This is a genomic window from Stakelama portus, assembly GCF_003171655.1.
Classification (GTDB): Bacteria; Pseudomonadota; Alphaproteobacteria; order Sphingomonadales; family Sphingomonadaceae; genus Sphingomonas; species Sphingomonas portus.
On sequence record NZ_QFZL01000001.1, the window covers coordinates 1054727 to 1068764 of the forward strand.

Here is a 14038-nt window from a genome sequence, read left to right on the forward strand (position 1 = left end):
GCGACCTTCAATCGTCGAGCGCATGCTCCAGCCGACTGTCCGGGATCAGCCAGAGGGCAGTGATCGCCACATAACAGCCGATCGCCAGAAGCGGACTGACGAGCGTTGCGGCGGTCGCCACGCCATAGGCGAACATGCTCCACCACGATTTGCGATCGCGGCCGAGCGCGCGGGCCACGGCTGACCCGATGCCATTTCTGGCGACGATCGCACGGCCGGTGAGCAGCCATCCCAGCGACGCCATCGAGAGCACGAAGCCATAGGCGGCGGTGGGCGCGGCAGCAAAGTCCGCTTCATCCAGCCAGCGGATGACGAAGGGCAGCAGCGACAGCCAGAACAGCAGGAACAGGTTGCACCACAGGACGCGGCCGTCGACACGATCGGTCGCCTGGAACAGGTGGTGGTGGTTGCTCCAGTAGATCCCGACGTTGATGAAGCTCAGTATATAGGCGAGGAGCACGGGAAACGCCTCCCGCGCGGCGGCTGGCGTAGCGCCCGCCGGCACCTGCAGCTCGAGCACCATGATCGTGATCACGATGGCGAGCACGCCGTCGGTAAAGGCTTCCAGTCGGTTCGTTGACATGCGCCAGCTGTGCCGTGCTCCCGCGCGAGCGGCAGCCATACGATGGTAGGGGGTCGGCATGCGCCGATGCGCCACATTGCGACCGGATTCGACAAGAATGCGCATCCGCCCCGAGCCACGTTGCATGCGACCAAGCCGCGCAACGAGGAGCCGCGCAATGCCGAATGCCACCGCCACGCCGGGCAAGACCCTGCTGTCCCCCGCCGACCACACACTGATCCTGATCGATTTCCAGCCGCAGATGGCATTCGCCACGCGTTCGATCGACATCGGCATGCTGCGCACCAATGCGTCGCTGATCGCGAACGCGGCGAAAGTGTTCGACGTGTCGACGATTCTCACGACCGTCGCCGCCAAGGCTTTCTCCGGACCGATGTTCGAAGAGATCACCGCCCCCTTCCCCGGCAAGACGCTGCTCGATCGCACGTCGATGAATACTTGGGAAGACGCCGCAGTGATCGAGGAGGTCAATCGTATCGGCAAGCCCCGGCTGGTGATGGCGGGCCTGTGGACCAGCGTGTGCATCGTCGGCCCCGTCGCCTCGGCGATCGATCAGGGGTTTGAAGTCTATTTCATCGCCGACGCATGTGGCGATGTGTCGCCCGAAGCGCATGAGCGCGCGGTGCAGCGGATGATCCAGCTCGGCGCGGTGCCGATGACGTCGCTGCAATATCTGCTCGAGCTGCAGCGCGACTGGGCACGCACCGAAACCTACGACGCGACCACCGGCACGGCGAAGAAGTTCGCGGGGGGATACGGGCTGGGCGTCACCTACGCCAAGGCGATGTTCGGCGCGCAGGAAGGCGGACACGGCTGATCCCAAAGCGCGCAGACCTCCCCCATTCAAGGACCAAGACCATGCCTTATGTGACTGCCAGGGACGGCACCCAGATATTCTACCGCGAATATGGCGAAGGCCGCCCCATCGTCTTTTCGCACGGATGGCCGCTGAATGGCGACGCCTGGGACGGGCAGATGCTGTTCCTCGCCAATAACGGCTTCCGCGTCGTTGCGCATGATCGCCGCGGCCATGGCCGGTCCGATCAGCCCGCCAGGGGCAACGACATGGACCATTATGCCGACGATCTGGGCGCTGTGCTCGACGCGCTCGATCTCAACGACGCAGTATTGGTCGGCCATTCGACCGGCGGCGGCGAGATCGCGCATTATGTCGGCCGCCACGGCACCGCGCGTGTCGGCAAGATGGTGTTCGTCAGTTCGGTCGTCCCGCTGATGAAGCAGGGGCCGACCAACCCCAACGGCCTGCCGCAGGAGGTGTTCGACGGCATCCGCAAGTCCGTGCTCGACAATCGCTCGGGCTTTTATCTGAGCTTTCCGGAGGTCTTCTTCGGCTTCGACAAGGGCGTGCCGAAGGACGAAGGCTTCCGCTACGCCTTCTGGCAACAGGGCATGGCCGGCGGCGCACACGGCCAGTATGAGTGCGTCGAGCAATTTTCGGGCGTCGATTTTACCGAGGATCTGAAGAAGATCGACGTGCCGGTGCTGATCGTCCACGGCGACGCCGACGACATCGTCCCGATCGACATCACCGCGCGCAAGGCGGTCGAGATCATCTCCGACGCGACGCTCCACGTCTATCAGGGTGCGCCGCATGCGGTGCCCACCATCTGCCAGGATCGGCTGAACGCCGACCTGCTCGCCTTCGCGCGCAGCTGAATGCAGCACCGGGGAGGCTGTCGATGAAGCCCTATCTCATCTCGCTCGGCGCGGGGTTGCTGATCGGCGTGATCTACAGCCTTCTCGGTGTCCGCTCCCCCGCGCCGCCGATGATCGCGCTGCTGGGCCTGCTCGGCATCCTGATCGGCGAACAGGTCGTACCGGCGGCACGGCATCTGTTCGCCGGGCGCGAGGTCGGTACTTTCCTGCGCAACGAAGGCGCCGAACACGTCCTCGGCAAGCTTCCCGATAACAAGCGCGGTGACGGAGGCGCGGCGTGACCCGCCTCACCCGCCGTCAGACCGTTGCCGGCGCCGCGCTGCTGCCGCTCGCCGCTCCCCTGCTCGCTCATGCCCGGAGACCCGAAATGGCACCCACCGACCTGCTGCTCGTCAACGCCAGGATCGCCACACTCGACCGCGAAAACCCGCAGGCAGAGGCGGTGCTGATGCGCGACGGCAAATTCCTGTTCGTCGGATCGGAGCAGGATGCACGCGCTGCCGCCGCGCCCGACGCACAGCTGATCGACGCCGGCGGACGCCGCGTGATCCCGGGGCTGATCGACAGCCACATGCACATCATCCGCGGCGGACTGAACTATAATCTCGAGCTGCGCTGGGACGGCGTGCCGAGCCTCGCCGACGCGATGGAGATGCTACGCGCACAGGTCGCGCGCACGCCCAGCCCGCAATGGGTGCGCGTCGTCGGCGGCTTTACCGAACACCAGTTCGCCGAGAAGCGCCTGCCGACGATCGACGAGCTCAACGCCGTCGCACCGGACACGCCAGTGTTCATCCTCCACCTCTACGATCGCGCGTTGCTGAACGCCGCGGCGCTGCGCCAAGTGGGCTATACGAAGGATACGCCCAATCCGCCGGGCGGCGAGATCGTGCGCGACGCGGCGGGCAATCCCACCGGGCTGCTGCTCGCCCAGCCCAATGCCACGATACTCTACGCCACGCTTGCCAAGGGGCCCAAGCTGCCGCCCGATTATCAGGCAAATTCGACCCGGCATTTCATGCGCGAGATGAATTCGCTCGGCGTCACCGGGGTGATCGACGCGGGCGGTGGATTCCAGAATTACCCCGATGATTATGCGATTATCGAGCAGCTGCACGAGGACGGCCATCTGACCGTCCGGATCAGCTACAATCTCTTCACGCAGAAACCGAAGGAAGAGCTGGCGGACTTTTCCGGCTGGGTGAAACAGGTGTCGCCGGGCCAGGGCGACGATCGCTATCGCCACAATGGCGCGGGCGAGATGCTCGTCTATTCCGCCGCCGATTTTGAGGATTTCCGCCAGCCCCGGCCCGACATGGCGCCCAGCATGGAAGGCGACCTCGAACCCGTCATCCGCCTGCTCGCCGAGAATCGCTGGCCGTGGCGGCTCCACGCCACCTACGATCAGACGATCGGTCGCGCGCTCGACGTGTACGAGAAGGTGAACCGCGACATCCCGCTGGCCGGGATCAACTGGTTCTTCGACCATTGCGAGACGATCAGCGACCGCAACATCGATCGCATCGCCGCGCTGGGCGGCGGCATCGCAGTGCAGCACCGCATGGCGTATCAGGGCGAATATTTCGTCGAACGCTATGGCAGCCGGGCGGCCGAGCGTACCCCGCCGATCGCGCGGATGCAGGCGGCAGGTATTCCGGTCGGCGCGGGCACCGACGCGACGCGGGTCGCCAGCTACAATCCGTGGGTGTCGCTGAGCTGGCTCGTGACCGGCAAGACCGTTGGCGGGCTCGGCCTCTATCCTGTGGCCAATCGCATGAGCCGCGACAAGGCGCTGGCGATGTGGACGCACGAGAACACATGGTTTTCAAACGAAGTCGGCAAGAAGGGACAGATCAAGGCGGGCCAGCTCGCCGATCTCGTGGTTCTCTCGGGCGATTATTTCAGCGTGCCCGAGGATGAGATCGTCCATCTGCGCTCGATGCTCACCGTGCTGGGCGGCGAAGTCGTCCATGGCGAGCGCGATTTCGCCGGGCTTGCCCCGCCGCTGCCACCGGTCATGCCGGACTGGTCGCCGGTCGCGACGTTCGGCGGTTATCACCGCAGCACCGAGGCGCAGGCCAAGCTGACTGCCGCTTGCGGCTGCGCGCATGCCTGCAACGTCCATGGCCATGATCATGCGGCGGCGCTTGGCGCCAACGTGCCCGCCGCCGACGTCCAGACCTTCTGGGGCGCGCTGGGCTGCGGCTGCTGGGCGGTCTGATGGCTCCGCCCGCCCCTGCCGCCGAACCGCGCTTCGTCCATCGCATCCTCGACTGGCGCTGGACCTGGTTTCTCGCCCGGTTCGCGCTGGTCGGCGCCTATCTTCTCGGCGGTCTGGTCAAGCTCACCGACTGGCCGTCGGCAGTGGCCGAGCAGGCGCATTTCGGGATGCACCCGCCCGCAATATGGGCCGCGATCACCATCGCAGTCGAACTGATCGGGCCGGTTCTGATCCTCGCCGGACGGTTCGTGTGGTTCGGCGCTGGGATGCTCGGCGTCTTCACCGGCTTCGCCGCGCTGGTCGCGAATGATTTCTGGAACCTGCCCGCCGGGCAGGACCGCTTCATGGCGACGAATGCGTTTTTCGAGCATATCGGGCTGATCGGCGGCTTCGTGCTCGCCGCGCTGGTGGCGGAACATGCGCGCCGCATTCGCGCTTAGTCTGGCGCTCTACGCCGCGCCCGCCGCCGCGCAGGATGCAGCCCCCGCGCAGCCCGAACCCACGACGCTGCGCTATGACGAGGACTGGTCGGTGCTCGCCGAACCGGCGGCGCACACCGGGCGTTGGATCGAGCGATTCAAATACCAGCCGATCGGGCGCGACGCCTGGATCGGCACCGGCGTCGAGATCCGTGCGCGGGTCGAGCGCTATGACGGCAATCTGTGGGGCGACGCGCCCGACCAGACCGACCGTTACCTTCGCCTGCTCCCCTATCTCGACGCGCATGCCGGGCCGTTCCGCGCGTTCGTGCAGCCGATCGTGACGCACGCAGGTGGGATCAGGCCTGACGCAGGCGGGACCGATACGACCGGAGCAGACCTGCTTCAGGGGTTCGGCGAAGTTTCGCTGGATGGCGTGACCCTGCGCGCCGGGCGGCAGATGGTGATCCTCGGCAGCGAGCGCCTGGTCGGCACGCGCTATGGCGTCAACGTGCCTCGCGCATTCGACGGGGTGCGGGTCGATCTGGCGCGTGGCGACGCGACGTTTTCGCTGCTCGCCTTACGACCGGTCGCGCCGGGAACGCGCGACTTCGACGATCACAGCTCGCACGCCGAATTGCTATGGGGCGCCTATGCCGCACTGCCGCAGATTGACTTCTACTATCTCGGCAAGCGCAATCGTTCGCCCCGGTCGCCGGACGCACGCGGCGCAGAAGTACGCCACAGCTTCGGTATGCGGGTCCATGGCAGCCATGCCGACTGGCACTGGAACGTCGAGGGGGTTGCGCAGGTCGGCACCGCCGGCGGCGCAAAGGTTCGCGCCTGGACCGTCGCGACCGAAATGGGGCGCGGCTTCACGTTGGGCAACATGCCCGCCGATGCACAGCTTCGGTTCGACGTCGCAAGCGGCGATACAAAGCCGGGCGACCGCCGCATCGGCACTTTCGACGCGCTCTATCCAAAGGCAAAGTATTTCGGCGAGCTGACTCCGCTCGGCCCCTACAATCTGATCAATCTCAATCCAAAGCTCAGCATTGTGCCGGCGGACGGCGTAAGCGCCAGCATCGCCGCGAACCTGTACTGGCGACAATCGCGCAATGACGGCGTGTACGGCATCCCCGGAAACCTGTTGCGTGCGCCCGGCGACAGCCGCGCCCGCCACATCGGATCGCAGGCAGAGGCAGTGATCGAATGGCAGGCCACGCCCGTCCTCGACCTGCTGCTGTCGGCGTCGCTGTTCCGTCCCGGCGCTTTCCTTCGTGACACCGGCGGCGGGCGCACCATGACGCTGCTCGCGCTGGAAACCAGCTTCCGCTTCTGAAAGGAGCCCTTCGTGCCCGGTACCAAAACGCTGTCGCCGCTCGCATGGCTGATGCTCGTGCTCTCCTTCACCACCGGGCTGGTCGACGCAGTCAGCGTGCTCGGGCTCGGCAAGGTCTTCACGGCCAATATGACCGGCAACATCGTGTTCCTGGGATTCGCCGTGGCCGGTGCTCCCGGCTTCGCCGTCGCGCCGTATCTCGCAGCGCTGGCGAGTTTCCTGCTGGGCGCGCTGCTGGCTGGACGATTGGGCGTGGCGCATCGCGAAAAGCCGCTTCGCCAGTGGCTGCTCCGATCTGCATTGATCGAAGTGGCGCTCTTGTGGATCGCGGCCGCACTCGCGCTCGACTATGACGTCGCCAGCCTGTCACCCGCGCCGCGCCTGTTCGCGATCATCGCGCTGACCGGAATTGCGATGGGATATCGCAACGGCACGGTACGCCAGCTGAAGGTGCCGGATCTCACCACCACCGTGCTGACGCTGACGCTGACAGGACTGGCTGCCGACTCGCATTTCGCGCGCGGCACGAATCCCAATTGGGGGCGCCGCATGGCCGCCGTTGGCGTGCTTTTCCTCGGCGCGCTCGCGGGCGGGGTGCTGGTGCTGCAGTTCGGCCTGGCGCTGCCGCTGGCAATCACCGGCGCGGTGATCCTCGCAGCGACGATCGCGTGCAGCGCGCATCCGGATATGGAGAAAGCGCCCTGAGGGGTGCGCCTACTCCTGCGGAGCAAGCCGGGTGTCGATCGGCAGGCCGCGCTTCAGCGTCAATGTGACCGGAGTGCGCTCGGCGATGTCCGCCAGCCGCGCCTGCTGCTCGGCATCAAGGCCGCCAATCGCCAGCGTGCGCCTGATGCGGAGCGTCTCGCCCATTCCGAGCAGCGACAGTTCAACCTCGAGCCCTTCGAGCGGCCAGTCCTTTCGCGCGGCATAGATGCGGAGCGTCATGGACGTACAGGCGGCAAGGCTCGCGAGCAGCAGATCATAGGGGGCCGGCCCGGCATCGCCGCCGCCGCGCGAAGCAGGCTCGTCGGCGACAAGAGCGTGGCCACCCACCGCGATTTCGGTACGAAACTCGGGCTGCGCCATGCGCGCGGTGCATCGCATCGCTCGTGTCTCCTAGGGGTAGCGAACCGGCTTGGGATCCTGGGGCAGCGGGATGAACTCGCTCTCCTCGGGCACCGCTGGGAACCTGCCCGCGCGCCAATCGGCTTTCGCCTGTTCGATCCGCTCCTTCGATGAAGAAACGAAGTTCCAGTAGATGTGTCGCGGCTCGGCCATGGGTTCCCCGCCGACGAGCATCAGGCGGGCGGACGACGTAGCGCGGATCACCACTTCGGCACCCGGCTTGAAAATCACGAGCTCGTGCTGGGCAAACCCGCCGCCCTGCCCCTCGATCATCACGTCGCCGCTCACGACATAGAGCGCGCGCTCGACATGCTCGGCCTTCAACCGGTAGCGCGCACCTGCGTCGAGCACGAGATCGGCATAGACCATGTCCGAATAGGTGTTCACCGGTGAGCGCAGGCCATCCGAAGTGCCGGCAATCAGCGTGAGCGAAAGCCCCTCGCCTTCGCTTTTCGGGATCTCGGCCGCCTTGTGATGGACAAATTCGGGGGCATGCTCCTCATACTGCGCGGGGAGCGCGATCCAGGTCTGGAGCCCGAAAAGGCTGCTGCCGGCCGGACGTAGTTCGGGTGCGGTGCGCTCGGAATGAACGATGCCGCTGCCCGCCGTCATCCAGTTGACTTCGCCCGGGCGGATCGACTGCACCGAGCCGAGCGAGTCGCGATGCAGGATTTCGCCGTCCAGCAGATAGGTGATCGTGGCGAGGCCGATATGCGGATGCGGACGCACATCGAGCCCTTCGCCGCCGCGAAACACGGCGGGACCCATCTGGTCGAAGAAGATGAACGGCCCCACCATCCGGCGGTGCGCCGATGGCAGTGCGCGGCGCACGCTGAACCCGTCGCCCAGATCGCGCACGGGCGGAACGAGGATCAAGTCGATGGCATCATGGTCGCTGGACCGCAGGGTCATGGTCAAATCCTTCCCAATGACGTGAATGGCCGCATGCTGGAGTGCGCGGCCAGCGGCCGGCAGCAGGAAAGAACGTGCAGGCGCTTTCGAGAAAGTTGAACGTTCAGCGCCCGTGCCGCGTCACTTCGAACAGGAACCAGCGCCGCTGCTCGGCTTCGTCGATCCAGTTTTCCAGCAGGCTGGCGGTCGCGATATCGCCATGTTCGTCGCACAACTCGTGCACTGCCCGCATGCGCCGGGCGAGTTCTCCATTATCGTCGCGCAATTCGGCCAGCATGTCGCCTGCGTCGACGAACGGGGCGTCATTGTCGAGCACGCGTGATTTTGCCGCGATGTCGCCGATCGATCGGATCGTCGTGCCGCCGATCTTGCGAACGCGCTCGGCGATTGGATCGGTGGTGGCGAAGAGTTGGGTCGCCTGCTCGTCCAGCATCAGATGATAGTCGCGAAAATGCGGGCCGGAGACGTGCCAGTGGAAATTCTTGGTCTTCACATAGAGCGCGAACGTGTCGGCCAGCAGCGCAGTGAGCGCAGCGGACAAGTCGCGCGTGGCATTGTCGCCAAGGCCGCTGGGTGTGGCGAGCGGCGCTCCGAGACGCTGGGAAAGTTCATTGGACATGAGGGTGCTCCCGCAGGGTTTCGCCTCAGCACATCGCGTAGCGACAGTTGCAGGTCTTGGCAGATACGCACATAATTTGGACGCGCTTATGCGGACGGGACCGCTCCCGCCCGCATACGCGCCGTTCGCGCAATTCAGCGCCGGTCGATGCTCAATCGCCCGCCGCCGAACGCGACGATCTGAAGCAGACCGCCGGCCATCGCCAGATTCTTGAAGAAGTGGATAAACTGGTTCTGGTCGGCGAGGTCGGAATGGAAGCCGAGCGCGGCGACCACCGAAAAGATCGCAAGCGCCGCGGCGACGATCCGCACGCGATAGCCGAAAACCAGCAGCATGCCGCCGCCGAGTTCGACCAGGATCGCCAGCGCAAGCGCCACCTGCGGCAGCGGCAGGCCCGCGGACGCGATATAGCCGATCGTCGCGCCGGGCGCGGTGAGCTTGGAAAAGCCGCTGAGAAGGAAGATCGCAGCGATGGCGATCCGGCCGATCAGCGCAGCATAGTCGCTGTGCTTGGTGTTGGTGTTGATGTTGATGCGGGCGGCAGTGCTGACACCGGCAGGGGTGTCGGATGGTGCAAGCATGTCAATTCTCCTTCGGCGAGTGGCGCCACCAACGCGGTGGCTCTCGTCACGCGAGGAAAATGGGTCGCAACCGAGTTACGAAACAGTCGAATAAAATCACTCGTAACGTTCGACTATATCGAACAGTCATAAGGACGCTTCAGAGCCGAGCGTACGGGCTCCGGTTCCGACCAATCGATCGAAAAGGATCGGCACGTCGCGCGTCACCGCGATCGGACACAGCAATATCGCTCTGTTCAACTCTGGCTGACTCCTGCGCCCCGATGCGGCAATGCGCTTCGAGGCGCTTTTCGCTTGCAGCCGCAGCACCGGCTCCGCCAAATCCGCTACCGGGGTCAAGCGAACGACAGGAAGATGGCGCATAAAGGTGAGTCACTGCTGGTCGCGTTGCTCGGAATGGCTCTGCTGTTCACGCCCGCACCCGCGCTGCCCCAGACGACGCACGCCCAGCAGCCCATTTTCGCGCAGTATAATCACCGCGCCTGGCGGCTGGTGGATGGAACCCCGCCTGACATCTGGTCGCTCGCGCAGGCGCCCGATGGCTTTCTGTGGATCGGCAGTGGCGCAGGGCTCTATCGGTTCGACGGGATCAGCTTCGAGGAAGTGACGCCGCGGGTCGGCAGCTTCCCGTCGCGCAACATCACTGCGCTTGCCTTCGAGCCCGATGGTACGCTCTGGATCGGTTATTTCAGCGGCGAAGTGTCACGCCTGCGCAATGGGCGGCTCGACAATTTTCTCACCCAGGGCGCGACGGTGGAGCAGATCGTGCGCGATCGCGACGGCGCGATCTGGGTCGCGCGCTCGGCGATCGGCGGTGGGCTGTTGCGCTTTGAACGCGGTCGTTGGCAACGCATGGGACGAGCCGCCGGCGCGCCGGCCGGAGCGGCGTTCGCCGTGCTTGCAGCAAGCGACGGCGCGATCTGGGCCAATGTCGGGGATCGCATCCTCGTTCGCCGGCGAGGCGCTGCCCGGTTCGAGATCGTGGCGCGCACCAACGGGGTGTCCCGACTGAGCGAAGGGTCTGACGGGCGGATCTGGGCCTCGGGCGAGGTCTTCGATATCCGTCCCGCCATGAAGCTGGCACAAGTGCCGGCGCCACCGGGCGAACCTCCCTCCTCCGCCGATCGGATGATCTTCGCGCGCAACGGCACCTTGTGGCAGACCCCGTTCAGCGGCGGAGTGCTGGCGATGCGCGGTCTTGCGGGCTTGCCGCCTGCACCGGTGCATGTCGAGCGATTCGGCGTGCAGGACGGACTGACCTCGCGTCGCGCAGTGCCTCTGCTCGAGGATCGCGAAGGCAATATCTGGATCGGCACCAATCTTGGCCTCAACCGGCTGCGCCCGGTCAGCGCCATGACCGCATTGGGCATAGCTCCCGGATCGCGCGGCGGATTCGAACTTGCCGTCCGTGCCGACGGCACCGTGTTCATCGCCGAGGCCAACCTCCTTTACCGCGTGCGGCCGGGCGGCCAGCCCGAACGGGTCCGCCGCTTTGCTGCCGATATTACGACGATCGAAGCCGATGGCGACGATATTATCGTCGCGCTGCCCGACCGGCTGCTCCGGCTCGAGCCAAACGGCGCGTTTCGCACCCTCACGCCACGCCCGCCCGGCGAGATCGTATCGTGGAGCCGGGATGCCGGCGGAGGCATCTGGGCCAGCGTCGTGCAGCGCGGCGTGTTCCACCTTGTGGACGGTAGTTGGCACAGCGTCTCGCCGTCTGATCCACAGGCATACCCAGGCACGTTTCACACCCCCTCGGGCCCCGGCGGCGGCGAATGGCTGTATGCAGGCGATCAGCTGTACCGGAGGGAGCGCGGGCAGTTTCACCGTGTCCCTCCCGATCGCGCGCCGCGGGTGGGACATATCGCCTTGCTGTCGATCGGCCCCTCTGGCGTGTTGGCAGGCGGCGAACTGGGATTGGCGCTGCTCGATCGCGGAAGGTTCCGCACGCTGGATCCGCGCATCGCGCCCGACCTGTCGGGCATCAGTGGGATCGTACAGTCCCCCGACGGCACATTGTGGATCAACGGCGTGCGCGGCCTCGTCCGCACGACCCGCGCCGCGCTTGTGGCAGCGCTCGCCACTCCCGGGATCCCGCTGCGCCACCATCTGTTCAGTGCCGGCGACGGGCTGCCCGGCGTCGCGCAGCAGGACGAACACAAGTCCACTGCCGTGCGCGGCGGCGACGGGCGCATCTGGGTCGCGAACAACAGCGGCGTCGGCGCGATCGATCCGTCGCGGATCGTGTCCAATCGCGAGCCGCCGCCCGTGGTCATTCGAAGCGCAAGCGCCAACGGCCGCAGCTTTACCGCCCCCGGCGCGCTTTCGCTGCCTGCCGGCACGCAGAACCTGCGTATTACCTATACCGCGCTGAGCCTCGCCGCGGCGGAGCGTAATCGCTTCCGCTATCGGCTTATCGGCGTCGACAAGGACTGGGTGGACGCCGGATCGCGGCGCGAGGCGTTTTACGCGAACCTCCCGCCCGGCGCATGGCGGTTTCAGGTGATTGCCGCGAACAATGACGGCGTCTGGAACGAGGAAGGCGCCTCGATCGCAATCACCATCCCGCCGATGTTCTACCAGACATGGTGGTTCCGCCTGCTCTGCCTGGCAGCGCTGCTGATGGTGGCCTGGCTCTTCTATCTCTGGCGGCTGCGCGAAAACACGGCGCAGGAGCGCGCGCGCGTCGAAGCACAGATCGGCGAGCGCGAGCGGATCGCACGCGAGCTGCACGACACGCTGTTGCAGGGCATGCAGGGATTGATGCTGCGTTTTCAGGCTGCGGCGAACGCTACGCCGTCCGGGTCAAAGGCACACGCGCTGCTCGAAACGGCGCTGGAACGTGCGGACGACGTGATCGTGCAGGCGCGCGATCGGGTGAGCGGACTGCGCGGCGTCGGCGAAGAAGCCGACCTGATGACCTTGCTGGAAACGCTGGCGGAACGCTTTCGCGAGGATGGACTGGCGGTCTCGCTCCGCGGTCCGGGCGCAACTGCGAAGCTGACGCCGCAAAGCGCCGAGCAACTGCTCGCCATTATCGAGGAAGCGCTGGCGAACGTGCTCCGCCATGCACAGGCGCGCGAAGCGATAGTGGACGTCGAGAATGTCGGACATTCCCTTGTGGTACGTCTAAGCGATCACGGCATCGGCTTGCCTGCTGACGTGCTGCGGAACCGCGAGCGTCCGGGGCATTTCGGGCTCCCCGGCATGCGAGAGCGCGTCAAGGCGCTGGGCGGCGAAATCGCCTTCGCCGTGCCCTCCGCAGGGGGGACGGAGATTGTCGTCCGCATCCCGCTTTCCGGCGAACGGCGGTGGAGGGTGCCGCGCCGCTGGAAAATGCGGGGGTTCGGAGGGCGGCGATAGCCACCCTCCGCCCGATCGGACTTACTTGCGGACAAACGCCAGCAGGTCGGGATTGATCACATCGGCATGGGTAGTCAGCATGCCGTGCGGGAAACCCGGGTAGATCTTGGTCTCGCCGTTCCGCAGAAGCTCGCCCTGCCGCACCACTGCGTTCTTAAAGGGTACGACCTGATCGTCGTCGCCCTGCATGGCGAGCGTCGGCACGGTGATCGCCTTGAGATCCTCGGTCTGGTCGGTTTCGGAGAAGGCCTTGATGCCTTCATATTGCGCCAGCGCGCCGCCCATCATCCCCTGGCGCCACCAATTGTCGATGACCCCCTGATACACGGTCGCGCCCGGCCGATTGAAGCCGTAGAAGGGACCGGTCGGAAAATCGACGAACAGCTGCGCGCGATTGGCGGCAAGCCCGGCGCGGATGCCGTCGAATACTTCCATCGGAAGACCGTCGGGGTTCGCCGCTGTTTTCAGCATCAGCGGCGGCACCGCGCTGACCAGCACCGCCTTGGCGACGCGCCCTTGCGGCTGGCCATGGCGTGCCACGTAGCGCGCGACTTCGCCGCCGCCGGTCGAATGGCCGATGTGCACGGCATTCCGCAGGTCGAGATGCTCGGCCACTGCGGAGGCGTCGGCGGCATAATGATCCATATCGTTGCCGGTGCCGACTTGCGACGATCGCCCGTGCCCGCGCCGGTCGTGCGCCACGACACGGTAACCGTTGGCGAGGAAGAACAGCATCTGCGCGTCCCAATCGTCGGACGAGAGCGGCCATCCATGGTGGAACACGATGGGTTGTGCGTCGCGCGGCCCCCAATCCTTGTAGAAGATCTGGGTGCCGTCCTGGGTCGTGACAAAACCGCTGCTCATGCGCGTTACTCCATTTTGAGAAGAGGAACCGACGGCGGTTCCGGCCAGTACCGAACGAGGAAGGCACGCCACCGAAGCGACGACCGCCGAACCGGCGATCAGGCCGCGGCGCGAGAGGAGAATGTCGGGTTGCGTCATCTTCGTATCCCTTTGGTGGTCGCAGCGTTTCACCCGGGCCGGATGCGTGCCGCTGCATCGCGTCCCCATCCCGTTCGATGCCGATCTAAGCCGAAGAAGGTCGGCCGGTTACCATACGAAGGGATGCCGTAGAGCGCGCCAGACGGCATGGGAGCACGCCGACACCGCACGACGCACGCAGTTGCGCCGGA

Annotated in this window: 14 protein-coding genes; 8 read left to right on the forward strand and 6 right to left on the reverse strand. The window is 65.8% G+C overall.

Translation table 11 applies throughout. From position 1 onward, the window contains the following. Window positions 1-7: 7 nt before the first annotated feature. Window positions 8-583, reverse strand: a complete 576-nt coding sequence (locus DKB74_RS05015) for a TMEM175 family protein (RefSeq protein ID WP_109807138.1) — start codon at window positions 581-583, stop codon at window positions 8-10. 157 nt (window positions 584-740) lie between these two features. Here DKB74_RS05015 and DKB74_RS05020 point away from each other — a divergent pair, with 157 nt between their 5' ends. The 7 genes from DKB74_RS05020 (at window position 741) to DKB74_RS05050 (ending at window position 6947) form a co-directional block, all read left to right on the forward strand. Further along, window positions 741-1400: a hydrolase gene (locus DKB74_RS05020; protein ID WP_109806941.1), complete on the forward strand. Its 660-nt coding sequence runs from the start codon at window positions 741-743 to the stop codon at window positions 1398-1400. A 41-nt stretch (window positions 1401-1441) separates the two neighbouring features. Next, entirely contained in the window at window positions 1442-2260 is an 819-nt protein-coding gene (locus DKB74_RS05025; protein WP_109806942.1) for an alpha/beta fold hydrolase, read from the forward strand. Window positions 2261-2283: 23 nt separating this feature from the next. Then, window positions 2284-2541, forward strand: coding sequence for a DUF1427 family protein (locus DKB74_RS05030; RefSeq protein WP_109806943.1), 258 nt, complete (start codon window positions 2284-2286; stop codon window positions 2539-2541). A gap of 86 nt (window positions 2542-2627) precedes the next feature. Continuing rightward, a complete protein-coding gene (locus tag DKB74_RS05035; RefSeq protein WP_109807139.1) occupies window positions 2628-4481 on the forward strand; it encodes an amidohydrolase in 1854 nt (617 codons plus the stop codon). Continuing rightward, on the forward strand, window positions 4481-4921 hold the full coding sequence (locus DKB74_RS05040) for a DoxX family protein (protein ID WP_109806944.1): 441 nt from the start codon (window positions 4481-4483) through the stop codon (window positions 4919-4921). The genes DKB74_RS05035 and DKB74_RS05040 overlap by 1 nt, the downstream gene beginning before the upstream one ends. Then, entirely contained in the window at window positions 4899-6242 is a 1344-nt protein-coding gene (locus tag DKB74_RS05045; protein ID WP_109806945.1) for an alginate export family protein, read from the forward strand. The genes DKB74_RS05040 and DKB74_RS05045 overlap by 23 nt, the downstream gene beginning before the upstream one ends. 51 nt (window positions 6243-6293) lie before the next feature. Beyond that, complete coding sequence (locus DKB74_RS05050) at window positions 6294-6947, forward strand: YoaK family protein (protein WP_109807140.1); 654 nt, start codon at window positions 6294-6296, stop codon at window positions 6945-6947. A gap of 9 nt (window positions 6948-6956) precedes the next feature. Here the strand turns inward: DKB74_RS05050 and DKB74_RS05055 are convergent, their stop codons facing one another. The 4 genes from DKB74_RS05055 to DKB74_RS05070 all read right to left on the reverse strand — a co-directional run bounded on the left by DKB74_RS05055 (window position 6957) and on the right by DKB74_RS05070 (window position 9479). Then, window positions 6957-7346, reverse strand: a complete 390-nt coding sequence (locus tag DKB74_RS05055; protein WP_109806946.1) for an OsmC family protein — start codon at window positions 7344-7346, stop codon at window positions 6957-6959. A gap of 12 nt (window positions 7347-7358) precedes the next feature. After that, entirely contained in the window at window positions 7359-8279 is a 921-nt protein-coding gene (locus tag DKB74_RS05060; RefSeq protein WP_109806947.1) for a pirin family protein, read from the reverse strand. A 103-nt stretch (window positions 8280-8382) separates the two neighbouring features. Next, entirely contained in the window at window positions 8383-8898 is a 516-nt protein-coding gene (locus tag DKB74_RS05065) for a Dps family protein (RefSeq protein ID WP_109806948.1), read from the reverse strand. 134 nt (window positions 8899-9032) lie between these two features. After that, the gene (locus DKB74_RS05070) at window positions 9033-9479 is read right to left on the reverse strand and encodes a DoxX family protein (protein ID WP_109806949.1); all 447 of its coding nucleotides are present in this window, start codon (window positions 9477-9479) and stop codon (window positions 9033-9035) included. 396 nt (window positions 9480-9875) lie between these two features. On the opposite strand from DKB74_RS05070, the gene DKB74_RS05075 reads away from it, so the two are divergent. Beyond that, a complete protein-coding gene (locus DKB74_RS05075) occupies window positions 9876-12845 on the forward strand; it encodes a sensor histidine kinase (protein WP_161956796.1) in 2970 nt (989 codons plus the stop codon). Window positions 12846-12866: 21 nt separating this feature from the next. Here the strand turns inward: DKB74_RS05075 and DKB74_RS05080 are convergent, their stop codons facing one another. Further along, the gene (locus DKB74_RS05080; protein WP_205007840.1) at window positions 12867-13709 is read right to left on the reverse strand and encodes an alpha/beta fold hydrolase; all 843 of its coding nucleotides are present in this window, start codon (window positions 13707-13709) and stop codon (window positions 12867-12869) included. Window positions 13710-14038: the final 329 nt, after the last annotated feature.